The organism is Blautia ammoniilytica, assembly GCF_025566965.1.
Taxonomy (GTDB): domain Bacteria; phylum Bacillota; class Clostridia; order Lachnospirales; family Lachnospiraceae; genus Blautia_A; species Blautia_A ammoniilytica.
The window spans coordinates 92307-115000 of the sequence record NZ_JAOQJL010000009.1; the positions used below are offsets into that span (position 1 = coordinate 92307).

Sequence of the window (22694 nt, forward strand, 5' to 3'; positions counted from 1 at the left end):
GGATGAATGAGATTCGGGACTTGATTATTGGTATTGACTTTGGCAAGGAATACTCCCAGATCTGTTATTATGACAGAAAGGGTGATGAGCCCAGGTCTGTTTCCATGAAGGTGGGCAGCGAACAGTTTGAAGCTCCTACCCTTCTCTGTCACAGAGGAGAGCATAAGGATTATTGTGTAGGTCTGGAGGCTGAATATTTTGCAAGAGACCGTGGGGGCATACTGATCGACAGTCTGTATGATCTTTGCAGAAAAGAGGAAGCAGTGCAGGTGGGCACAGAAACAAAGCAGCCTTGGGAGTTGCTGGCAGTATTCTTAAAAGGAATGCTGAAATTTTTAGGTGTAATGGATGTGGTGAAAAATACCAAATGCCTGGTGATCACTGCGCAGGAGCTGGATCAGGTGCAAGTGTCTAATTTTCAGAGAGCTTGCCAGGCGCTGGGCTTTTTGGAGGATAAGTATCTGCTTCTTGATTACGGAGAAAGCTTTTTCTACTATATTATGACCCAAAAAAGAGAAACCTGGAACCGAAGCGTAGGTTGGTATGATTTTAACGGGGACAGGGTGCAGTTCCGTAAGCTGGTGATGCAGGGCGGAGGTCCTGTACTGGTGCAGCTGGAAGATCTGGGAGAGTGCAGCCTTACAGGGCTTTTGACCGAGGAGGCGGAAGCTTCCAGAGAAAAAGCAGCCTTGCACCGTGATTCGGATTTTCTGGCTTTCATTCAGAAAACTCTGGGAACAGATCTATATTCCAGCATCCAGATCACCGGCAAGGGGTTTGATCCAAAGTGGGCTAAGCAATCTGTAAGACTATTGTGCCAGCAGAGAAGAAAAGTGTATTTTGGAAACAATCTTTTTGCAAAGGGAGCCTGCGGAGCAGGTAAGGAAAAAACAGAGGACAGGAATCTGAAAGGCTACCGCTACCTCAGTCCTTCTTTGGTGCTTACAGATGTAGGTATGGAAATGCGGGTGATGGGATCACCTACCTACTATCCGTTGATCCATGCAGGAGTGAACTGGTATGAATGTAAAGCCGGCTGCGAATTGATCCTGGATGATACAAAGGAGCTGGTGTTTGTGGTGAGTACCATGGGACAGGAAGGTAAGAAACGTATTTCCATGGGGCTTCCAGGACTGCCTGTGCGTCCAAATAAAACTACCAGGCTTTCCCTGGAGTTACAGTATATTTCCAAAGATCTGTGCAGGATTACAGTAAAGGATCTTGGCTTTGGAGAAATGTATCCCTCCAGCGGCAAGGTATGGAAAGATTCCGTAAAGTGGTAAGGAGGAACGAGGAATGAGCGGATATATTTTATGTCAGACTAAAAAAGCCAGATCTCCTTATTTTATCCAGAATATCAGCACCAATATCTATACACTGGAAGAATTGTGTTATTATCTTTATCACAATATTTATCTGGTGGATCAGACGATTATCAATGAAGCATTGTGCAGCTGGATCACCCAGGAACTGGAGCTTCCAAGGCTGGCTGCAAAGCTTCGTCCTAAGCTGGGTAAGTTTGCAAGCGCAGAGGATATTCTGTATCCTGTTTTCAAGGAGATCAATTATCTTACATATGAAGAGCTTCGCACATTAAATGCAAAGCTTTCCAAGATGGATGCAGAAGCCCCTGTAGTCCGTGAGAAGAAAAAGGGAGATGCATTGGTAGAGAATGGGATGCTGGTAAGTGCCATCCATGTATATGAGAAGCTTCTGAAAAAAGAAGGACTGGAGCAGGGACAGGCAGGGCTTACAGCACAGATCTATCACAATCTGGGATGTGCCTGCAGCTATCTTTTTCAGATGGAAAAGGCAGTGGAATGCTTTTGGCATGCGCATCAGCTGGATGAAACAGAGCAGTCTCTGATCACCTATCTTCTTGCTTATAAAAGCATCCGGACACCTATTGAATATGAAAGCCGTCTGACTGCACTGAATGTAAGCGACCAGGTAAAAGAGACTGTGCAGCAGGCTCTGGAGCGGTTTGCCAAGAAGCCGGAGATACCGGTGTATTCTCAGCATATTGATGAGTGCCTGGTAAAATTTACAAAAGAATATCATAGAAGCACAGGTTCCTGATTCAATAAGGAACCTGTGTTTCTATGATAACTGTGGATTGTTTCGTACTTGTGTATTTCAACAATTCCGGTATTTACAAAAACTCCTCTTGACAGCTATGGATTCCTATGCTACCATATCAACATGCTTTAATACGGTAGAGTGACTACGTACTAAAGAAATGGTAACAATTTATCAGGCAGTGAACAGTTACGAAAAGAATGGTTTTAGAACATGAAGTTTTTTAAAGGAAGACGAAGAGGAGGATCACAATATGAAGAAAAAGATGATGGCTGCAGTTCTGGCAGCAGTAATGGCAGTGGGAATGGTATCTGTTGTTCCGGTTTACGCAGATGCAGACAGCAAGACACTGGTGGTAGGCTTTGATGCAGAATATCCGCCTTTTGGATACATGAATGATGATGGAGAATATGTAGGCTTTGATCTTGATCTGGCTCAGAAAGTTTGCGACAATCTTGGTTGGGAGCTGGTGAAAACACCGATTATGTGGGACAGCAAGGATGCAGACCTGAATTCTGGTATTATTGACTGTATCTGGAATGGATTTACCATTAACGGTCGTGAGGATGACTATACATGGTCAGACCCATATCTTAATAATGAGCAGGTAATGGTTGTGGCAGCAGATTCCGGTATTGAGAAGCTGTCAGACCTGGCTGGTAAGAATGTGGTTGTACAGACTGCATCCGCTGCACTGGATGCACTGAACAGTGATGACAACAAAGATCTGACTGCAAGTTTTGCTTCTCTTACTGAGAATGAGAACTACAATACAGCATTTATGAATCTGGATTCAGGTGCAGCAGATGCCATTGCTGTTGATATCGGGGTTGCCAAATATCAGCTGTCCAAAAGAGAAGAGGGCAAATATGTGATCATGGATGAGCCTATTCAGAGTGAGCAGTATGGTATCGGCTTTAAGAAGGGCAATGAAGAACTGAGAGATACTGTATGGGCAGAGGTTATGAAGCTGTATGAGGCTGGCGAAGTAGAGAAGCTTGCCCAGCAGTATGAGGTTGCTGATATGCTGTGCATCGGAGACGATGATGCACAGGAGGCTTCTGAGACAGAAGATGACAGTGAAACAGAAGCTGAAACAGAAGCAGAAGAAACAGAGGCAGAGTGATAATTTTGATGACGGCTGTCACCTGAAAGAGGTGGGAGTCTTCTCGACTGAGATAAAACAGGACGAATGTATAACAGACAGAGGGTACAGCTTGCACCCTCTGTTGTTGTGCTAATGGAGGAAAGTATATGGATTTAAGTACAATGCTGGAACAGCTGGCAGGCGGAATGGTCACTACTGTGGAAATTTTCTTTGTGACTTTGATCTGTTCCCTGCCACTGGGGCTTCTGATATGTTTTGGAAGAATGTCAAAGAATAAAATATTGAAAGGAATCGTATCTGCTTATATTTCGGTGATGAGAGGAACACCGCTGATGCTGCAGCTGATGGTGGTTTATTTTGGCCCTTACTTTATTTTCGGGATCCGTATATCCAGAGGTTACAGTCTAATCGCAGTGTTTATCGGATTTGCTATCAATTATGCTGCTTATTTTGCAGAGATTTACAGAGGCGGGATTGAATCCATGCCTGCAGGACAGTATGAAGCAGCACAGATTCTTGGGTATAGCAAGTCCCAGACCTTTTTCAGGATCATCCTGCCACAGGTTATTAAAAGAATCCTTCCGTCCATCACCAATGAGGTGATCACTTTGGTAAAAGATACGTCCCTTGCATTTGTAGTATCTGTTGCCGAAATGTTTACCATTGCCAAACAGATTGCAAGTGCCCAGACTACCATGACTCCGTTTCTGGTTGCTGCCATCTTCTATTACATTTTTAACCTTATTGTAGCTGTAGCTATGAACAAGATCGAGAAAATGATGAATTACTACAAATAAGGGGGAAAAGTAAAATGATATTATTTGAAATGAAACATATTAAGAAAAGCTTTGGTGCACTGGATGTGTTAAGAGATATCTCGCTGGAGGTAGATAAAGGAGAAGTGTTAAGCATCATTGGGCCTTCCGGCTCCGGAAAGTCCACGTTGCTTCGGTGTGCTACAGGGCTTGAGACACCGGATGCCGGCGAGATCGTAAAAAACGGGGAAGTAGGTCTGGTATTTCAGAACTTTAATCTTTTCCCTCATTTTTCTGTGCTGAAAAATATTATTGATGCACCGATGCGTGTGCAGAAGCGTAAAAAAGAAGAGGTGCTGGTGCAGGCAAGAGAGCTTCTTAAAAAGATGGGACTGGAAGGAAAGGAAGATGCATATCCTTACCAGCTGTCTGGCGGTCAGCAGCAAAGGGTTTCCATTGCAAGGGCACTTTGTATGAATCCAGATATTTTGTTTTTTGATGAGCCTACTTCTGCACTGGACCCGGAGCTTACCGGTGAGATCCTGAAGGTGATCAAGGCCCTTGCTGCAGAGCATATTACCATGGTGATCGTAACTCATGAGATGACTTTTGCAAGAGATATTTCAGACAGGATTATTTTTATGGATGATGGTGTGATCGCTGTAGAAGGTACACCTGAGCAGGTATTTGCTTCCGAACATGCCCGTATGAAGGAATTCCTGGGTAAATTCCATCAGGGTTGATGCCTTTTTGGTTGCTTTTGCATGGGCAATGTTATATAATTTTAGACGAATAAGTATGTTTATCCGTAAAAAGCGGGGAAACATACATTTTATCATGTGCAGGAACTGTCAGTTCCTGAATATACAAAGAAATAGGAGAACGAAGATGAGCACAGACAGATACACAAGTCCGTTATCCGAGCGTTATGCAAGCAGAGAGATGCAGTATATTTTTTCACAGGATATGAAGTTCCGTACCTGGAGAAAGCTGTGGATCGCACTTGCAGAGACAGAGAAAGAACTGGGGCTTCATATTACCCAGGAGCAGATCGATGAGATGAAAGCCCATGCAGAGGACATCAATTATGATGTGGCAAAAGCAAGGGAAAAGGAAGTCCGTCATGATGTAATGTCTCATGTGTACGCTTACGGAGTTCAGTGTCCCAAGGCAAAAGGAATCATCCATCTGGGAGCTACCTCCTGTTATGTAGGGGACAACACAGATATCATCATTATGGTAGAAGCATTGAAGCTGGTTCAGAAGAAGTTGGTGAATGTTGTTGCAGAGCTGTCCAGGTTTGCAGACAAATACAAGGATCAGCCCACACTGGCTTTTACACATTTTCAGCCTGCACAGCCTACTACAGTAGGGAAAAGAGCAACCTTATGGTGTCAGGAGTTCCTTATGGATCTGGAAGATCTGGAGTATGTACTAGGAACCATCAAGCTGCTTGGCTCCAAAGGAACTACAGGTACACAGGCAAGCTTCCTGGAGCTTTTTGACGGAGACCAGGAGACTATCGACAAGATCGATCCAATGATCGCACAGAAGATGGGATTTAAGGCATGCTATCCGGTATCCGGCCAGACCTATTCCAGAAAGGTTGATACCCGTGTTGCAAATATCCTTGCAGGTATTGCTGCCAGCGCACATAAGATGTCCAATGACATCCGTCTTTTACAGCATCTGAAAGAAGTGGAAGAGCCTTTTGAGAAGTCTCAGATCGGATCTTCTGCTATGGCATACAAGAGAAATCCTATGAGAAGTGAGCGTATTGCTTCCTTATCCAGATATGTGATGATAGATGCATTGAATCCGGCTATCACCTCTGCCACCCAGTGGTTTGAAAGAACTTTGGATGATTCAGCAAATAAGCGTCTTTCCATTCCGGAAGGATTCCTTGCTATTGATGGTATACTGGATCTGTGTCTGAATGTGGTTGATGGGTTGGTTGTTTATCCTAAGGTGATCGAGAAGCATATGATGGCTGAACTTCCGTTTATGGCTACTGAGAACATTATGATGGATGCAGTAAAGGCAGGCGGAGACCGCCAGGAACTGCATGAGCGTATCCGTGAGCTTTCCATGGAAGCAGGAAAGACTGTAAAGGTAGAAGGAAAGGATAACAATCTTCTTGAACTGATCGCTGCGGATCCTGCTTTCAACCTTACATTGGAAGAACTGCAGAAAACAATGGATCCTAAGAAGTATGTTGGCCGTGCAAAAGAGCAGACAGAAAGCTTTGTTGCAAAGGTAGTAACCCCTGTGCTGGATGCCCATAAAGAGATGCTTGGCATGCACGCAGAGATTAATGTATAACAGCCATTTATCTCAGTCGAGAAGACTCCCATTTCTTTCAGGTGGTAAGTAACAGCAAGTTCGTCTCAGTGGGAGTCCAATCTCCGACTGAGATAAACGCTCCGCGAGGATGCGCAGTGATTCTGTAAAGAATATGTCAGCTTACGCTGACCAGAATCACGCGCCAAGTCTCGCGGCTGCTCGACTTGAAAGCTGTGGCTGTTCTGGAAAGCCTGATGGTTTTCCGTGATGGAGGGAGAAAGAAAAATGTTAAAAATTGTGATTATTGTACTGGCAATAGTTGTACTTTTGGTGCTCTGGCTTGTGTCCTCCTATAATGGATTTGTCAGACTTCGCAACAAAAGCGAAGAAGCCTTTTCAGCTATGGATGTATCCTTAAAGAAACGGTATGATCTGATTCCTAATTTTGTGGAAACTGTAAAAGGTTATGCCAAGCACGAACAGGACACACTTCAGGCTGTGATCAATGCCAGAAATATGGCTATGAATGCCAACAGTCCGGAGCAGAAAATAGCAAATGACAATGCACTTTCAGGTACACTGAAAAGTCTGTTTGCACTTACAGAAAGTTATCCGGATCTGAAAGCAAACCAGAACTTTCTGAGTCTGCAGAATCAGCTTTCCCGTATTGAGGAAGAAATTGCAGGTTCAAGAAGATACTATAATGGTGTTGTTAATAAATACAACACGAAAACAGAGATGTTCCCAGGCAATATTCTTGCGTCACTTTTCGGCTTCAAGAGAAAACCTCTTTATGAAGTAAATTCTGATGCTGAAAGAGAAAATGTAAAGGTTTCTTTTTGACATCAAACAAGAAACCTGAGCAGGAGGAGAAAGTATGCTTAAGAAAGTCAGCCTGTCAACAATATTCCAGATCGGCATACTGGTTGTTATTGGAATCATGTTTTGTATGACAGGGAATATCCTGGGAGTGGTAAGCGGTGACAGCAGCACCCTTGAATATGACCACAATATGGATACTGAGAATTACCATGTGGAAGTGACCATTGGGGAAGACAACAGTTACCTGGTAAGTGAGACGATCCAGGTGGACATGCTTAGGGAACGCCATGGAATTTACCGCTATATTCCAATGAAAGGCACCATTCAGAATGTGCAAGGGGAAAAGATCCCTTATTTTGCTGATATAGAGTTGGAATACTGCAATACAAATGTAGAAGAGAGTACAGACGAGGGTTTCTATGTTCTTAAGCTTGGAGATGCGGATCATACGGTATATGGCCCACAGACCTATTACATGGAGTACTCAGTTACACCGTTAGTACAAGAAAAAGCATATACAGATGTATATTACAACCTGTTTCCTTTAAGCTGGCAGAATGTGATTCCAGAAGGCAGCAGCTTTATAGTAAGCTTTCCAAAGAATTTTGATCATGAAAAGCTGGAATTATATTATGGAAGTTACGGATCGACTGCAGATGGGAAGGAACTGATGGATCTTGTCTGGGATGGGAATACCCTGGAAGGTACGCTGACCCAGGATATGGAATTTGGCAGCGGCATTACCATGTATGTCCAGATGGGAGATGATTATTTTACAGGAAGTAATCTGATCCCTCCTGTGAATACGATCCTGGTGGCTGCTTCCGTGGTGATCCTGGTGCTGGTGATCTTTATGTTCCAACATTTCGGGAGGGACGAAGAGATCATTACATCTGTACAGTTTCAGCCCCCTGTAGATCTGGACAGTGCAGCAGTAGGGTATATTATTGACGGCAGTGTGGAGGATAAGGATGTTTTGTCCCTGATCCTTTACTGGGCAGACAGAGGTCATCTTCAGATCAAAGATACCGGCAAGAAAAAGGATCTTACACTGATAAAGACAGCACTTCCATTGCCTGTGGATGCTCCCAAATATGAAAGAACCCTGTTTGATAAGCTTTTCAAAAAAGGGGATTCTGTCAGGATTTCTAGCCTGAAATATAAATGTGCAGGTACAATTGATACGGTTAAGAGCCAGGTTAAGGATTATGTGAAGGCAAAGGGCGGTCTTTATACCACTTCCTCTACTGTGGCAAGAGTGTTTGCTGTTCTGATCAGCTTTGTGCCCATGTGCATCTTTCTTGTGATGATGCTTGTGCTGAATAAGTTTTGGATCCTGCAGCAGATTTTCAGTGTGTTTTCACTGATTCTGATGGTGATCGGTATGGTTCTTCTTTGCTCTGCTGTTGATAAATGGCATGGCAGGCGAGGTGCCGGCCGTATTGGAGGCGGGTTCATAGGAATCTGTTTTTACCTGTGTGGGATTGCACTTGTGACAGGTATTTATCTCTCCGGCTTAAGACAGCAGAATGTGTTTGATTTTACACGTGGGCTGGCAGTGGCAGCAGTGGCATCCTTTATATGCCTGTTCTTTACAGCATTTATGAAAAAAAGAACTGAAAAATGTGTGGATTGGATGGGACGTTTGCTTGGGCTTAGGGAGTTTATTAAAACAGCAGAGCTTGACCGTTTGAAGGCAATGGCAGAAGATAATCCGGAATGGTTTTATAGTGTACTGCCATACACCTATGTGTTCGGTCTTTCTGATGTATTTGCAAAGAGACTGGAAACCTTAGCTATTCCTGCACCTGAGTGGTATGTAAGCAGTTCCCCGGATTACGTAACATGGAATTATTATATGTTCAGCAGGCAGATGTCAAAGAGCATGCAGCATGTAACAAGCACCCTTACCAAGGTGGATCCGGGAAGTTCATCAGGAGGCGGAAGCAGCGGAGGATCTTCCGGTGGAAGCAGCAGCGGAGGCTTTTCTGGCGGCGGTTTTGGCGGCGGAGGCGGCGGAAGCTGGTAATGTGGTTTTAGAAATATCAGCTGGGAGATGACTCCCACCTCTATAGGTGGTGAGCAACAAGCTGGTATCAGTGGTGGGAGTCAATCCCCCAGCTGATATAGCCTCCGGCAGGATTGCAGAGGTGCGCAGGAGAAGTATGTCATGCAATTGCATGACGCGCACCTCGCAGCAAGAATGCCGAGGCATTCTTGAATAAAAAAATAGTATAGGATGTTTCCGGATTTACGGTAAACATAAAAAGACACGAGGAGGAATTGTGTTATGATCAAAGCAGTAGTAGGCGCTAACTGGGGCGATGAGGGAAAAGGAAAGATTACCGATATGTTGGCTCAGGAAGCGGATGTTGTTGTAAGATTCCAGGGAGGAGCTAATGCAGGACATACCATCGTCAATGACTATGGCAAATTTGCACTGCATACACTTCCATCTGGTGTATTTTCCGGTCGTACCACAAGTGTGATCGGAAATGGTGTGGCACTGGATATTCCTGTATTTTTTAAAGAATATAATGAGATTGTCAGCAGAGGCGTACCGGCACCTAAGATCCTGATCTCTGACAGAGCACAGATCGTTATGCCTTATCATCCTCTGTTTGATCAGTATGAGGAGGAAAGACTGGGAGGCAGATCCTTTGGATCTACCAAATCAGGTATTGCACCTTTCTATTCCGACAAATATGCAAAGATCGGTTTTCAGGTAAATGAACTGTTTGACAATGAGAAACTGAGAGAGAAGGTTGAAAGCGTTTGCCAGGTTAAGAATGTTATGTTAGAGCATCTTTACCATAAGCCGCTTCTGAATCCGGATGAGATCATGGATAAGCTGATGGAATACAAAGAAATGGTTGCTCCATATGTAGGAGACGTATCTCTTTTCCTGTGGAACGCACTGAAAGAAGGGAAAGAGATCCTTCTTGAGGGACAGCTTGGTTCCATGAAAGATCCTGATCATGGTATCTACCCAATGGTTACATCTTCTTCTACACTGGCAGGCTATGGTGCCATCGGTGCAGGAGTTCCTCCATATGAGATCAAGAAGATCATTGCTGTAAGTAAAGCATATTCCAGTGCTGTAGGTGCTGGTGCATTTGTATCTGAGATCTTTGGTGATGAGGCTGATGAACTGAGAAAACGCGGTGGTGACGGCGGTGAGTTTGGTGCTACTACCGGACGCCCAAGACGTATGGGATGGTATGACTGTGTTGCATCCAAGTATGACTGCCGTATCCAGGGAGCTACAGATGTGGCTTTTACAGTTCTTGATGTTCTTGGATATCTGGATGAGATTCCGGTTTGTGTAGGATATGAGATTGACGGTCAGGTAACAACTGATTTCCCAACTACCTGCAAGCTGGAAAAAGCAAAACCCGTACTGGAAAAGCTTCCGGGATGGAAATGTGATATCCGCGGAATCAAGAAATACGAAGATCTTCCGGAAAACTGCAGAAATTATATTGAGTTTATTGAGAAGCAGATCGAGTGCCCGATTACAATGGTTTCAAACGGACCGGGAAGAAATGATATTATTTATAGAAACAGGTAAAAGTTTTGAGGGACCGGCCAGTGGAGAACAGCTTGCTGGCCCCTCTTTTTATCTGTCAGGAAGGCGGAAGTATTATGAAAAATTTAAAAAAGGCAGCTGCGATTTTAGGAATAGTGGTTCTTCTGCTGGCAGCCTGTATGCCAATGTTTTTTGCAATGACAGACAGCAATCTGTTCAGGGCTTCCTGGGGAGTAGCCATTCTTGTGCCTATTCTTGGATATCTGTTTTGGATGATGTACAGGCTGCTGGATAAAAGAAAAGGGAGTGCAGAGGGTAAAATGAAAAATGTGATTTTTGATGTAGGACTGGTTCTGGTTGACTTTGACTGGCAGGGGTATCTTAAGTCTTTTGGCTTTCCAGAGGAAGAGAATAAGCTGATCGGTGAAAAGGTATTTCTCAGCCAGCAGTGGAATGAGAGAGATCGCGGCCTTTATGATGAGGAAACTTACGTAAAGGCTTTTGAAAGAGCATTACCGGAATATGCACAGGATGTAAGGAAGGTTCTGGAAGGTTCCGGTAAAACTATTAAGGTGCGGGATTATGCAGATACCTGGACAAAGTACCTGAGAAGCAAAGGGTATCGTCTGTATGTGCTTTCCAATTACTGTGATTATGCATTAAAACAAACAAGAAAGGATCTTACTTTCCTGAAAAATATGGATGGGATCATTTTTTCCTGCGAAGTGCAGCAGCTGAAACCGGAAAAGGATATTTATGAAACCCTGCTGGGCAGATACGGGCTGAAAGCAGAAGAAAGTGTATTTCTGGATGACAGGGCTGAGAATTGTGAGGCGGCCAGACAGCTTGGCATCCATGCCATCCAGTTTCATGATTTTAAGCAGGCAGTGGCCGAGCTGGAGAAGCTGGGCATAAAATAAATGCGGAAAGCAGTCCTTATCTGTACCGCATTCCGCATTTTCCAGGGGAGGATATAAGTTACAGTAACTGTTTGGTACCGGCAGAAGCCTGCCTGCTGAACAGTTACTTTTGCTTTATCATTTGTAATGACGTCATTGAAGGGGTTCAATGAACAATCATAGTATAGGCATATAGAATTGATTTTATACATGGAAAAAAACGCGTAATCTGCTAAAAGAATTGCGTAATGATTTAAAAGATGTTATAATAGATGAAATCCGGTCTGCAGATGCAGGACCTAAGGAAATGAAAAATGAATCTTATTTGAAAAGAGGAACCAAGAAATGAGCGACAAGACCATTTTAGAGCAGTGGCGTGGGATTGCCTATGATCAGCAGGCAGACCGCAATAAACTCCAGAGATTCTGGGCAAATTATTTTAACATTGAAAAAGGTATTTATGAGCAGCTTTTAGAGAATCCGGATGAGGTTGTTACCGGCACAGTAAAAGAGCTTGCTGAGAAATATGGACAGGAAGTACTTACCATGGTAGGTTTCCTGGATGGTATTAATGACAGCCTGAAGGTGAAGAATCCTATTGAGACTATGGATGAGAATACAACTGTAAGTCTGTGCTTTGACAAAGAACTTCTGTATAAGAATATGGTAGATGCAAAAGCAGACTGGCTGTATGAACTGCCTCAGTGGGATAAGATCTTTACTCCTGAGAAGAGAAAAGAACTTTATTTGGAGCAGAAGAAGTCAGGAACTGTGATCAAGCCACATAAAGTAGGCCGTAATGATCCATGTCCTTGCGGAAGCGGCAAGAAATATAAATATTGCTGTGGCAGAAATAAATAAAACGGTTTTTTGATGAACGTATTCATTTTTTCGGCAGGTATTCTTTGCCTGACCTATTATATAGTAATTATTATCCATGCAGGTATTACGGCAGATTTTGCCTGGATCTGGCCTGCAGGAACTGTTCTTTTGTGGGGATGGTGTCTGGTCAGACGACACATGGAACGATATGAACTGCAGCTTCCTGACTGGATCAGTATGGCAGGTTATGTGCTGCTGGCAGCAGGTATTTGCTTATTTACATTTCTGTTGATCTGTGTGATCCACGGGATGCAGGCAAAAGGAAAACCGGGACTTGAGTATGTAGTTGTTCTTGGGGCGCAGGTGAGAGGGCAGAAGCCATCAAAGGCATTGAAGATGCGTCTGGAAGCGGCCAGGGCTTATGCCAGGGAGAATCCTGATACTGTCCTGATCTTGTCCGGCGGGCAGGGACCTGGTGAAGATATCACAGAAGCAAAGTGTATGGCAGAGTATCTGCTAGTACATGGGATAGGAAAAGGGCAGATGATCCTCGAGGAACGGTCTGTAAGTACCAGGGAGAATCTCGTTTTTTCTGATCAGTTGACTGGATGCAGTCATGGGAATTGCGGGATCTTGTCCAATAATTTTCATATTTATCGTGCACTGTGTCTTGCAAGAAAGTTAGGATATCAGGATTTATGCGGTATCGGAGCAAAGTCGGATCTGATCATGCAGGTACATTATGTGATACGGGAGACAGCAGCCCTAATAAAAGAAAAAATATCCGGGAATATCTGAGTCAGCCCATTGACAAACAGAATTTCCGCATATATAATGAGTGCGTAATAAGGAAAAACGATGAAGAGAAGAGTAGGCTGCAGAACGATTCAGAGAGAGACATATAGGTGTGATTGTCTTATCGTAAAGTAGTTGAAGACCACCTCCGAGTGACTTTAATACAGTCCGGTGATTCCGTTATCATCAAATAAGTGGCCATTTTATACGATAGTATCAGCAGATAGTATGATCTGGCAAGCAGGGTGGAACCGCGAATGTTTATTCGTCCCTTACAGTGCATATGCATTGTAAGGGATTTTTTTGTATAATTTCATAAAAAAAGAGACGCATCCGTTGGGAACCCTCACATTAATAAGTGAAAAGGAGAAAGAACATGGTTGTCACATTAAAAGATGGATCTAAAAAAGAATATTCCGAACCAAAGTCTGTTATTGAGATTGCTTCCGACATCAGTGAAGGACTTGCCAGAGTTGCCTGTGCAGGAGAACTGGACGGAGAGGTTGTCGATCTTAGAACAGTTATTGATAAAGACTGTGAGCTCAGCATTCTTACATTTGAGGATGAAGGCGGAAAAGCTGCATTTCGTCATACAGCATCCCATATCCTGGCTCAGGCACTGAAAAGACTGTATCCGGATGTGAAGCTGGCGATCGGACCTTCTATTGCAGAGGGATTTTATTATGATATTGACAGTGAGACACCAATCCAGACAAATGATCTTGCAAAGATCGAAGCTGAGATGAAAAAGGTGGTAAAAGAAGCACTGCCTATTACACGCTTTACAAAGCCAAGAGAAGAAGCAATTGCTTATTTTGAGGAAAAAAATGAGCCTTACAAGGTAGAATTGATCCAGGATCTGCCAGAAGGTGCCGAGATCAGCTTTTATCAGCAGGGTGAGTTTGTAGATTTGTGCGCAGGTCCCCATCTGATGAGCACAAAACCTGTCAAAGCATTTAAGCTTACCAGTCTTGCTGGTGCATACTGGAGAGGCAGCGAGAAGAATAAGATGCTTACCAGGATCTATGGTACTGCTTATACCAAGAAAGCAGAGCTGGAAGAATACCTGAACCGTATGGAAGAAGCAAAGAAACGTGACCACAGAAAGCTTGGTAAAGAGCTTGGTCTGTTTATGATGAGTGATGAAGGACCTGGCTTCCCATTCTTCCTTCCAAAGGGTATGGTTCTGAAGAATACACTTCTGGATTACTGGAGAGAGATCCATCAGAAGGCTGGATATGTGGAGATTTCCACACCTATTATCTTGAACCGTCATCTGTGGGAAACATCCGGACACTGGGATCATTATAAAGAGAATATGTATACAACAGTGATCGATGAGCAGGATTACGCCATCAAACCAATGAACTGTCCTGGCGGCATCCTTGTATATCAGTCAGAACCACGTTCTTACCGGGATCTGCCACTGCGTATGGGTGAGCTTGGTCTTGTCCATCGTCATGAGAAATCCGGTCAGCTTCATGGCCTGATGCGTGTACGTTGCTTTACACAGGATGATGCCCATATCTTTATGATGCCTGAGCAGATCCGTGACGAGATCAAAGGCGTTGCAAAGCTGATCGATGAAGTATACCAGCTGTTTGGATTTAAATATCATGTAGAACTTTCCACACGGCCTGAGGATTCCATGGGAAGTGACGAAGATTGGGATATGGCGACTACAGCACTTCAGGGTGCTTTGGATGATTTGGGTCTGTCCTATTCTGTAAATGAAGGAGACGGAGCATTCTATGGTCCTAAGATTGATTTCCATCTGGAAGATTCTATTGGAAGAACATGGCAGTGTGGTACGATCCAGCTTGACTTCCAGCTGCCAATGAGATTTAACTGCGAATATATCGGAGCTGATGGAGAGAAGCATCGTCCGATCATGATCCATCGTGTTGTATTTGGTTCTATTGAGCGTTTCATCGGTATCCTGATTGAGCATTTTGCTGGTGCATTCCCTACATGGCTTTCACCAGTACAGGTAAAGGTACTTCCTATTTCTGACAAATATATGGATTATGCAGGAAAAGTACTTGATGACCTGAAGGAAAATGGTATCCGTGCAGAAATCGATACCCGTGCAGAGAAGATCGGTTACAAGATCCGTGAGGCGAGACTTCAGAAGATTCCGTACATGCTTGTTGTAGGTGCAAAGGAAGAGGAAGAAGGCAAGGTTTCTGTAAGAAGCCGTTTCCTTGGTGATGAAGGAGCTAAAGACCTGAGCGTATTTGTCTCTGATATTAAAGAGGAGATCAGAACACGAGCAAACCGTAAGGTTGAAGTGCAGGAAGAAAAGAAATAAACCAGCAAAAGAAATAAAACAGTAAAAGAAATTATGAAAGGACTGCAATCCGGGAAAAACCTGCGATACAGTCCTTTTGTAAAATGAAGGTTTATAAGCTTTATTTTGAGAAGAAAGCCGCTTTGATCTGTTCAACTGGCATATCCTGGCCAGTCCACAGACGGAAGGCTTCTGCACCCTGATACAGAAGCATATACATGCCGTTAAAAGTATGACAGCCAGCAAGCTTTGCTTCCTGCAGAAAACGGGTTTCTCTGGGATTATAGATCACATCAGAAACGATCAGATCTTTATGGTATATGGAGGTATCTGTGATGATAGCATTCTCTGTATTTGGAGCCATACCAAGGGATGTGGCATTTAAAAGCAGGTAGCTTTTTGAAATGGCATTTTTAAGAGCCTGCTGATCCTGGTTTTCGTGAAGATAAGCATTGCAGGGCAGATTATGGTTGATGTTATCCACAAGCCTGCGGGTGCGATCCCAGAAACGGCTGGTTTTCCTGGCGAAAATGTGTATATCCTTTACTCCGTCCAGTGCTGCCTGTGCACAAATAGCAGTGGCAGCTCCACCAGCACCCATTATGGTAAGCGTCTTCCCGATAAGGTCATAGCCGGCGTCCTGTACTGCACGCATATATCCCATACCATCTGTATTATAACCGATCAGTCTGCCATTATCATTTACAACTGTATTAATGGCACCGATCAAAGAAGCAGCAGGAGATAGTTCGTCCATAAGCTCTACTGCTTTGTTTTTGTTTGGCATTGTCAGATTAAAACCGCGGATACCACAGGTTTTCAGTCCCTGTACAGCAGCAGGAAGACCCTCTTCTCCTACATCAAAGCAAAGATATACGTAATCAAGCCCTAACAGACGAAAGGCTTCATTATGCATGGATGGTGAAATACTGTGTGCAACCGGGCTTCCAAGAAGAGCAGTAAGTTTTGTATGGCCAGTGATTGGAATCATAATATACCTCCATTTACAGATCAGTGTGATCATCGTGTTGCTTTTATTTTATTTCAGTGAAAAGGAGATGTCAAGAAATGACAAAACCCATTCAGGTAAAAAACATTATACTGGGAGAGGGAATGCCCAAGATATGTGTTCCTCTCACAGAAAGTAAATCAGAGGAAATATATACACAAGCTGTGAATGCAAAGACGGCAGGAGCAGAGCTGGTGGAGTGGAGAGCAGATTTTTACTGCAATCTTTGTAATGAGGATGATTTAAGGGACACATTGGAAGAATTGATCAGGATTTTGGATGGTATTCCGTTGATATTTACTATTCGTACAAAAAAAGAAGGCGGAAACGCAGAATTATCCACAGAGGAGTATGTAAGGATCAATCTGGTCGCAGCCAGAACAAAAAAAGCTGATTTTGTGGATGTAGAAGTATTTGGAGAAGAGGAGGAGAAGAAGTCCCTGATCTTACAGCTCCAAAAAGAAGACTGCAGGGTAATTGCATCCAGTCATGATTTTGAAAAAACGGAAGAAAAAGAAGCGTTGGTTCAAAGATTTAAAAGAATGGATGAAACCGGTGCCGACATCTTAAAAATTGCTGTGATGCCAAAGAACTTTGAGGATGTTGCTGCAATTATGCAGGCAACAAAGGAAATGTGCACATGTACCAGCAAACCATTGATTTCCATGTCTATGGGAAGTATAGGCTCCATTAGCAGGATCGCAGGAGAAAATTTTGGTTCCTGCCTTACTTTTGCTACAGTAGGAGCTGCATCAGCGCCAGGGCAGTTCCCTATCCAGGAGCTTCGTGTAATGATGGAGACGCTTCATCAGGAAAACAGGCGGCAAGAAACCAAGTGATCAGAACTGACAGGAAAAATGAAGAATAAAGTAGAAGGATAAAGTAGAAGGATAAAGTAGAAGGATAAAAAGTCGAAACATATCGAAATGTCACGAGAAATTCTAAAGATCCTGGTGGTTGTTTTGACAAAATCCGCACCCCCTATCACCTTATAATGAATTCGCTCACCAAAGTGAAGGATTGACAGGTCATAGGGGGTTTTTATGTATGAAGATATACATAGATGTAGTCTTTGTAACAAATCTCTTAATGGACTATATTCTTCTGCAGGCAGTCGGCGCATATCTGTCCTGCTGCAAAAGCCAGAAGAGAACCTTTGCCGGGGCAATGATTGGTGCCCTGTTTTCCTGCCTGATTCTTTATGTACATATGGATGGGATTCTGACTGTAAGTATTTTGCTTCACGGTGGATGTGCCTGTTGCATGACCTTTTTGGCGTATGGATTAAAGCAGAAAGGAATTCTGGCAAAAGCAATTTTGTCGCTGTATCTTGCTGCGTTTCTTGCAGGAGGATTGTGGGATATGCTTATGCGGGGAAGAAAGAAAGGATTTTTGATTTTTCTTCTTTTTTCGGCGGTCACTTATTTTTGCTTTATGTTCCTGGCTTATATTTCACAGGTTGTGGATGTGAAAAAGAGGAATCTTTATCCGGTTGCCCTGTCTTATCAGGGAAAAGTACAGTCATCTTATGGATTATATGACACAGGGAATCTGCTGACAGATCCAATCAGTGGAAAACCGGTTTCTGTTGTAACACCGGAATTTCTGGCAGGTTTACTGCCTGGATCGCTGGCAGAAAAAGTAACACATTTAAAAGAGAACCCAGGGGAGATTGAAAGTACGGAACTTGCAGGGCTGCATCCTCATTTTCTGATCTGCAGGAGTGTAGGAGGAGAAAGGATGCTTCTGGCAGTGACACTGGAAGATCTGATCATTCACACTCCCAAAGAAGTGGTTCATATTGAAAGCCCGGTGTTGGTATTACCAGAGGAACCCTCTGCTTTGGGAAAAGAGTGCCAGGTGCTTTTGAATGCTAAATTGTTGTAACAGGAGGGGAATATCTATGAACAGAGCAGCAGATGTAAGTTATTATCCGTTTCAGCTTTTTCCAGGTTCGTATTCACAAGACCCAGGGAAATTTATTATATTGGAGGCAATGATATATTGCCACCACCCCTTACGCCGGAGCAGGAAAATGATGTGTTGGAGTGTTTGGGAACAGAACGGGAAAAAGAAGCCAAGGCTCTTCTTATTGAGCATAATCTTAGGCTGGTTGTTTATATTGCAAAGAAGTTTGATAATACAGGGGTAGGGGTAGAGGATCTGATCTCTATAGGAACCATAGGGTTGATCAAGGCAATTAATACCTTTAATCCTGTGAAAAAGATCAAGCTTGCAACATATGCATCCAGGTGTATAGAAAATGAAATTCTGATGTATCTTCGCAGGAATAGTAAAATCAGAATGGAGGTTTCCATTGATGAGCCTTTGAACGTAGACTGGGACGGAAATGAGCTGTTGCTGTCAGATATTCTGGGAACAGATGAAGATGTGATATCCAGACGTCTGGAGGATGAGGTGGAGATTACATTACTGGGGAAAGCTATTGCAAAACTTTCACCAAGGGAGCAGACGATTATCAAATTACGTTTTGGAATTGGAAAGACGGATGGACGGGAGAAAACACAGAAAGAAGTGGCAGATCTTTTGGGTATTTCCCAGTCCTATATTTCCAGGCTGGAAAAACGTATTATGAAAAGGCTGAGAAAAGAAATCGTCAAGTACGAATAAAGAGGTAAGATTCAGAAGCATGGTTTTGGGAAAAGACTTATTCCGGGGATCATGCTTTTGATGTGTGAAAGAACTATGATATGTGAAATGCATAAAGTCTCTGAATATGGGGATAATATCACAAAAGAGAGGAGAAAGAACAATGAATGAAAACGCAGAATTACTGAATTATGTATACCAGAATTCGCAGATGGGCGTAGAATCCATAGACAGGATTCTGGATCTAACAGAAGATGAATCATTTCGGGAGGTATTAAAGGAGCAACAGAAAGATTATATGAGATTTCATGAAAAGGCAAGAGAAAAGCTTCATGAGAATGGATTTGATGAAAAAGGGTTAAATTCCTTTGAAAAAATGAGAACGTATTTGATGATCAACATGCAGACCTTAACAGATCAGTCGGTTTCTCATATTGCAAAAATGATGATACAGGGAAGCAGTATGGGCATTACTGAAGCTTTGCAGAAACTGCATCAGTATGAGAATGATGCAGATAAGGAAATTCGGAAATTAATGGAGGACCTGAAGGATTTTGAAGAAAAAAATATAGAACGACTGAAGAAATATCTTTAAAAATTTAATTAAAACGAAAAAATCCTAGGATAAAAAGTCTGGAATGTTTCCGGACTTTTTTGTTTACGTTGAAACTGTGATGTGATATAGTATTACTATGAATTTGATGATGTTAAAAGATAAAATAAAAGAAAGTTAAATGAAAAAGAAAGCTAAATACAGAAATTATCAGAAAAACAAAAGAAAGGAACATGTCAGATAATGGAAAGATATTATCAACCGGAGATTGAGTGCGCTTCCCTGGATCAGATTCGGGAATTACAAAGCAAACGGCTTGTGAAGCAGGTACAGAATGTGTGGGAGCACGTTCCTATGTATAGAAAGAAAATGGAAGAACAGGGAGTAGAGCCAGGAGATATCCAATCAGTAGATGATCTTCATAAGCTTCCTTTTGTTACAAAGGACGATCTAAGGGAAGTTTATCCTTATGGTTTGCTGGCCAGACCACTATCAGACTGTGTCAGGATCCAGTCAACCAGCGGAACCACCGGCAGACGGGTAGTTGCTTTTTATACACAGCATGATATTGATCTTTGGGAAGACTGTTGTGCAAGGGCTATTGTTGCAGTTGGCGGTACAAAGGAAGATGTTTGCCATGTAAGTTATGGCTATGGACTGTTTACAGGCGGTGCTGGTCTTAATGGAGGTTCACATAAAGTAGGCTGCCTTACATTACCTATGTCTTCCGGGAACACAGACCGGCAGATTCAGTTTATGACAGACCTGGGATCCACGATTCTGTGTTGTACCCCTTCTTATGCTGCTTATTTGGCAGAGTGTATTTGCGAGCGGGGCGTACGGGACCAGATCAAGCTGAAGGCGGGTATTTTTGGAGCAGAAGCCTGGACTGAGGAGATGCGCAGGGATATTGAGGACAAGCTTGGAATCAAAGCCTACGATATATATGGACTAACTGAGATTTCAGGACCTGGAGTAGCATTTGAATGTTCAGCACAGTCCGGGATGCATGTAAATGAGGATCATTTTATTCCTGAGATCATCAATCCCAAAACAGGAGAGGTTCTTCCTGACGGAGAGAAAGGGGAACTTGTCTTTACTTGTATTTCAAAAGAAGCCTTCCCTTTGATGAGATACCGTACAAGGGATATTGGTATCCTTAGCAGAGAAAAGTGTTCCTGTGGAAGAACTCATGTTAAAATGACAAAACCATTAGGCAGAAGTGATGATATGCTGATCGTAAAGGGCGTGAATGTATTCCCGTCCCAGATAGAGACTGTACTTATGAACAAAGGATACCCAGCAAACTATCAGATCATTGTTGATAGGGTAAATCATAGCGATACAATTGAAATACAGGTAGAGATGACTGCGGAAATGTTCTCTGACAGTCTGAGTGCTGTAGCTGCAAAGGAAAAAGAACTGGTAGATGCGTTAAAGGCTATGCTGGGTATTTATGCGAAAGTGAAGCTGGTAAATCCTAAAACCATTACTAGAAGTGAAGGAAAAGCAGTGCGTGTGATTGATAAACGTAATCTGTATCAGCAGTAAGCTGTGGGATTTTTTGAGCAGTTATTCGGTTATGGGCAAGCAGTGAAGCGGACCTGGAATATCCGCTTGACTCTTATTAAAAAGTGAAAGGAGCAGAAGATTTATGACAGTAAAGCAGATTTCCGTTTTTCTTGAAAATAAGCCGGGGAAGCTGGCTGAGTTTACAGATGTTTTATCTGATAATAAGATTGATATGCGTGCGTTGTCTCTGGCAGAGGCAGCAGATTTCGGAATTGCCCGTGTTATTGTAGATGATGTATACAATGCATCTACGATTTTAAAAGATGCAGGATATGTATTTTCTATGACCAAGGTAGTTGCAGCTGTGATTCCAGATGAACCAGGCGGACTTTCCCATGTGATTAAGACTTTAGGCGATTCTGGAGTGAATATTGAATACATGTATGCATTTACCACCCCGAAAAAGGGAACTGCCTGCATGATCCTTCGTGTAGAAGATGTTGCAAAAGCAATTGAAGTACTGCAAAAAGAAGGTATCCGTCAGGTTGAGCAGGAAGAATTGACGGAGTTATAAAAAGCAAGGTGATCGAAAATGCGTGTGAGGGAGGAGTAAGTATGACAACATTGGATATATTGGATCGACTGCAGAAAGATGCACTACGTGACAGAGAACTGAGAAAACATCTTCTTGCCACACGCAGTGAGAAGGATCCATTGACTGTATTTTGCTGCTTATGTAGAAGCTTTGGCTATGAGCTCTATGAGATGGATCTTATTTCTGCAGGAGAAGATTTTTATGCAGAGATGCGCCGCAGTACAAATGGCGGTGGGGAGAATTCTCCCAAGCTTGAAGGTGAAGATGATTTTTATGAATTGCTGATGGCAAGTCTTCAGGAAGCTGAAAAGGCAGCAGAGAAGTAATCATAGAAGTTATCAGATAAATTAAATTGTTGGATAAAAAGAAAAACGGATTGGCAAACAAGATTATAAATAAGATAATCAGCAGTAGGGAAAATACCTGAAAGAGATGAAAAGATCTTTTAAATGTATCCAGCACTTCAAACGCCCTGAGTTTTTCAAAGAATAAGAAATTTACGGAGCTTGAAGTGGATTTGTCCGTTTTATTCTCAACATTTTGGGGAAAAGAGTAAAAAACATTTGAAAAAATAATTTGAAGTGTTATCTGAAGAATATCAGCTGGGAGTTAATCCCCCAGCTGATATAGCCTTCGGCAGGACTGCAGGGGTGCGCAGGAGAAGTATGTCATGCAATTGCATGACGCGCACCTCGCAGCAAGAATGCCGAGGCATTCTTGAATTTGAATTTAACCGAATCAAGTGAGTTCCCTGGGTTGGTTGCGAAAAGCAATAAGAAATGGGTGGGGACTTGCTTGTATCAGGAGGAGTGTAAGCTCCTTCTGATAAACTGCGAAACAGTTATTCGGTTATGAACAAGTAGCGAAGCGGACCTGGAATATCCGATTGACTTAAAAAATTTATTTTTTTAAAAAAAGTGCTTGACGAATGCTTTTGGGTGTGGTAAAGTAAACAAGCTGTCGCAAGGAAATGTTTCTGAACAACTGAAAAATTAACAAGTTTTCAGAAAATACAAAATTAATGTTGACAAAT

General features: G+C 42.8%; 21 protein-coding genes and 1 other annotated feature. Of the genes, 20 read left to right on the forward strand and 1 reads right to left on the reverse strand.

Annotated elements, in window-relative coordinates; translation table 11 throughout:
* Positions 1 to 2 precede the first annotated feature (2 nt).
* From OCV61_RS06345 to thrS, 13 genes are all read left to right on the forward strand, one after another.
* A complete protein-coding gene (locus OCV61_RS06345) occupies positions 3 to 1283 on the forward strand; it encodes a DUF5716 family protein (RefSeq protein WP_158421097.1) in 1281 nt (426 codons plus the stop codon).
* 13 nt (positions 1284 to 1296) lie between these two features.
* Complete coding sequence (locus OCV61_RS06350) at positions 1297 to 2079, forward strand: hypothetical protein (RefSeq protein ID WP_158421098.1); 783 nt, start codon at positions 1297 to 1299, stop codon at positions 2077 to 2079.
* A gap of 253 nt (positions 2080 to 2332) precedes the next feature.
* A complete protein-coding gene (locus OCV61_RS06355) occupies positions 2333 to 3205 on the forward strand; it encodes a transporter substrate-binding domain-containing protein (protein WP_158421099.1) in 873 nt (290 codons plus the stop codon).
* Positions 3206 to 3333: 128 nt separating this feature from the next.
* Positions 3334 to 3984: an amino acid ABC transporter permease gene (locus tag OCV61_RS06360; protein ID WP_158421100.1), complete on the forward strand. Its 651-nt coding sequence runs from the start codon at positions 3334 to 3336 to the stop codon at positions 3982 to 3984.
* A gap of 14 nt (positions 3985 to 3998) precedes the next feature.
* Complete coding sequence (locus OCV61_RS06365) at positions 3999 to 4685, forward strand: amino acid ABC transporter ATP-binding protein (protein WP_158421101.1); 687 nt, start codon at positions 3999 to 4001, stop codon at positions 4683 to 4685.
* A 145-nt stretch (positions 4686 to 4830) separates the two neighbouring features.
* Entirely contained in the window at positions 4831 to 6264 is a 1434-nt protein-coding gene (gene purB / locus OCV61_RS06370; protein ID WP_158421102.1) for an adenylosuccinate lyase, read from the forward strand.
* A 246-nt stretch (positions 6265 to 6510) separates the two neighbouring features.
* A complete protein-coding gene (locus OCV61_RS06375) occupies positions 6511 to 7068 on the forward strand; it encodes a LemA family protein (RefSeq protein ID WP_158421103.1) in 558 nt (185 codons plus the stop codon).
* A gap of 34 nt (positions 7069 to 7102) precedes the next feature.
* Positions 7103 to 9076 (forward strand): DUF2207 domain-containing protein, encoded by a 1974-nt coding sequence (locus OCV61_RS06380; RefSeq protein ID WP_158421104.1) that lies wholly within the window; start codon positions 7103 to 7105, stop codon positions 9074 to 9076.
* Positions 9077 to 9337: 261 nt separating this feature from the next.
* Positions 9338 to 10618 (forward strand): adenylosuccinate synthase, encoded by a 1281-nt coding sequence (locus OCV61_RS06385; RefSeq protein WP_158421106.1) that lies wholly within the window; start codon positions 9338 to 9340, stop codon positions 10616 to 10618.
* Between the two features lie 74 nt (positions 10619 to 10692).
* On the forward strand, positions 10693 to 11496 hold the full coding sequence (locus OCV61_RS06390) for an HAD family hydrolase (protein ID WP_158421107.1): 804 nt from the start codon (positions 10693 to 10695) through the stop codon (positions 11494 to 11496).
* A 324-nt stretch (positions 11497 to 11820) separates the two neighbouring features.
* Complete coding sequence (locus OCV61_RS06395; RefSeq protein ID WP_158421108.1) at positions 11821 to 12336, forward strand: SEC-C metal-binding domain-containing protein; 516 nt, start codon at positions 11821 to 11823, stop codon at positions 12334 to 12336.
* Between the two features lie 12 nt (positions 12337 to 12348).
* Complete coding sequence (locus OCV61_RS06400) at positions 12349 to 13095, forward strand: YdcF family protein (protein WP_158421109.1); 747 nt, start codon at positions 12349 to 12351, stop codon at positions 13093 to 13095.
* A gap of 51 nt (positions 13096 to 13146) precedes the next feature.
* Positions 13147 to 13368: a binding site (T-box leader), on the forward strand.
* Positions 13369 to 13468: 100 nt separating this feature from the next.
* On the forward strand, positions 13469 to 15403 hold the full coding sequence (gene thrS / locus OCV61_RS06405; protein WP_158421110.1) for a threonine--tRNA ligase: 1935 nt from the start codon (positions 13469 to 13471) through the stop codon (positions 15401 to 15403).
* A 100-nt stretch (positions 15404 to 15503) separates the two neighbouring features.
* Here thrS and OCV61_RS06410 read toward each other — a convergent pair whose 3' ends face one another.
* On the reverse strand, positions 15504 to 16373 hold the full coding sequence (locus OCV61_RS06410) for a shikimate dehydrogenase (protein WP_158421111.1): 870 nt from the start codon (positions 16371 to 16373) through the stop codon (positions 15504 to 15506).
* A 77-nt stretch (positions 16374 to 16450) separates the two neighbouring features.
* Here OCV61_RS06410 and aroD point away from each other — a divergent pair, with 77 nt between their 5' ends.
* The 7 genes from aroD (at position 16451) to OCV61_RS06445 (ending at position 21987) form a co-directional block, all read left to right on the forward strand.
* The gene (gene aroD, locus OCV61_RS06415; RefSeq protein WP_158421112.1) at positions 16451 to 17230 is read left to right on the forward strand and encodes a type I 3-dehydroquinate dehydratase; all 780 of its coding nucleotides are present in this window, start codon (positions 16451 to 16453) and stop codon (positions 17228 to 17230) included.
* A gap of 208 nt (positions 17231 to 17438) precedes the next feature.
* Complete coding sequence (locus OCV61_RS06420) at positions 17439 to 18278, forward strand: sigma-E processing peptidase SpoIIGA (RefSeq protein ID WP_158421113.1); 840 nt, start codon at positions 17439 to 17441, stop codon at positions 18276 to 18278.
* Between the two features lie 90 nt (positions 18279 to 18368).
* The gene (sigE, locus tag OCV61_RS06425; RefSeq protein WP_262582716.1) at positions 18369 to 19022 is read left to right on the forward strand and encodes an RNA polymerase sporulation sigma factor SigE; all 654 of its coding nucleotides are present in this window, start codon (positions 18369 to 18371) and stop codon (positions 19020 to 19022) included.
* Positions 19023 to 19164: 142 nt separating this feature from the next.
* Entirely contained in the window at positions 19165 to 19596 is a 432-nt protein-coding gene (locus tag OCV61_RS06430) for a hypothetical protein (protein WP_158421115.1), read from the forward strand.
* A gap of 201 nt (positions 19597 to 19797) precedes the next feature.
* The gene (locus OCV61_RS06435; RefSeq protein WP_158421116.1) at positions 19798 to 21105 is read left to right on the forward strand and encodes a phenylacetate--CoA ligase family protein; all 1308 of its coding nucleotides are present in this window, start codon (positions 19798 to 19800) and stop codon (positions 21103 to 21105) included.
* A 103-nt stretch (positions 21106 to 21208) separates the two neighbouring features.
* Positions 21209 to 21640 carry an ACT domain-containing protein gene (locus tag OCV61_RS06440; protein WP_158421117.1) on the forward strand — a complete coding sequence of 144 codons (432 nt, stop codon included), beginning with the start codon at positions 21209 to 21211 and terminating at the stop codon, positions 21638 to 21640.
* A 41-nt stretch (positions 21641 to 21681) separates the two neighbouring features.
* On the forward strand, positions 21682 to 21987 hold the full coding sequence (locus tag OCV61_RS06445; protein ID WP_158421118.1) for a hypothetical protein: 306 nt from the start codon (positions 21682 to 21684) through the stop codon (positions 21985 to 21987).
* Positions 21988 to 22694 lie beyond the last annotated feature (707 nt).

Bases quoted from the DNA above. Each gene is read 5' to 3' on its own strand.
- OCV61_RS06345 (WP_158421097.1), top strand. From the start codon at position 3: ATGAATGAGATTCGGGACTTGATTATTGGTATTGACTTTGGCAAGGAA.
- OCV61_RS06350 (WP_158421098.1), top strand. From the start codon at position 1,297: ATGAGCGGATATATTTTATGTCAGACTAAAAAAGCCAGATCTCCTTAT.
- OCV61_RS06355 (WP_158421099.1), top strand. From the start codon at position 2,333: ATGAAGAAAAAGATGATGGCTGCAGTTCTGGCAGCAGTAATGGCAGTG.
- OCV61_RS06360 (WP_158421100.1), top strand. From the start codon at position 3,334: ATGGATTTAAGTACAATGCTGGAACAGCTGGCAGGCGGAATGGTCACT.
- OCV61_RS06365 (WP_158421101.1), top strand. From the start codon at position 3,999: ATGATATTATTTGAAATGAAACATATTAAGAAAAGCTTTGGTGCACTG.
- purB (WP_158421102.1), top strand. From the start codon at position 4,831: ATGAGCACAGACAGATACACAAGTCCGTTATCCGAGCGTTATGCAAGC.
- OCV61_RS06375 (WP_158421103.1), top strand. From the start codon at position 6,511: ATGTTAAAAATTGTGATTATTGTACTGGCAATAGTTGTACTTTTGGTG.
- OCV61_RS06380 (WP_158421104.1), top strand. From the start codon at position 7,103: ATGCTTAAGAAAGTCAGCCTGTCAACAATATTCCAGATCGGCATACTG.
- OCV61_RS06385 (WP_158421106.1), top strand. From the start codon at position 9,338: ATGATCAAAGCAGTAGTAGGCGCTAACTGGGGCGATGAGGGAAAAGGA.
- OCV61_RS06390 (WP_158421107.1), top strand. From the start codon at position 10,693: ATGAAAAATTTAAAAAAGGCAGCTGCGATTTTAGGAATAGTGGTTCTT.
- OCV61_RS06395 (WP_158421108.1), top strand. From the start codon at position 11,821: ATGAGCGACAAGACCATTTTAGAGCAGTGGCGTGGGATTGCCTATGAT.
- OCV61_RS06400 (WP_158421109.1), top strand. From the start codon at position 12,349: ATGAACGTATTCATTTTTTCGGCAGGTATTCTTTGCCTGACCTATTAT.
- thrS (WP_158421110.1), top strand. From the start codon at position 13,469: ATGGTTGTCACATTAAAAGATGGATCTAAAAAAGAATATTCCGAACCA.
- OCV61_RS06410 (WP_158421111.1), bottom strand. From the start codon at position 16,373: ATGATTCCAATCACTGGCCATACAAAACTTACTGCTCTTCTTGGAAGC.
- aroD (WP_158421112.1), top strand. From the start codon at position 16,451: ATGACAAAACCCATTCAGGTAAAAAACATTATACTGGGAGAGGGAATG.
- OCV61_RS06420 (WP_158421113.1), top strand. From the start codon at position 17,439: ATGAAGATATACATAGATGTAGTCTTTGTAACAAATCTCTTAATGGAC.
- OCV61_RS06430 (WP_158421115.1), top strand. From the start codon at position 19,165: ATGAATGAAAACGCAGAATTACTGAATTATGTATACCAGAATTCGCAG.
- OCV61_RS06435 (WP_158421116.1), top strand. From the start codon at position 19,798: ATGGAAAGATATTATCAACCGGAGATTGAGTGCGCTTCCCTGGATCAG.
- OCV61_RS06440 (WP_158421117.1), top strand. From the start codon at position 21,209: ATGACAGTAAAGCAGATTTCCGTTTTTCTTGAAAATAAGCCGGGGAAG.
- OCV61_RS06445 (WP_158421118.1), top strand. From the start codon at position 21,682: ATGACAACATTGGATATATTGGATCGACTGCAGAAAGATGCACTACGT.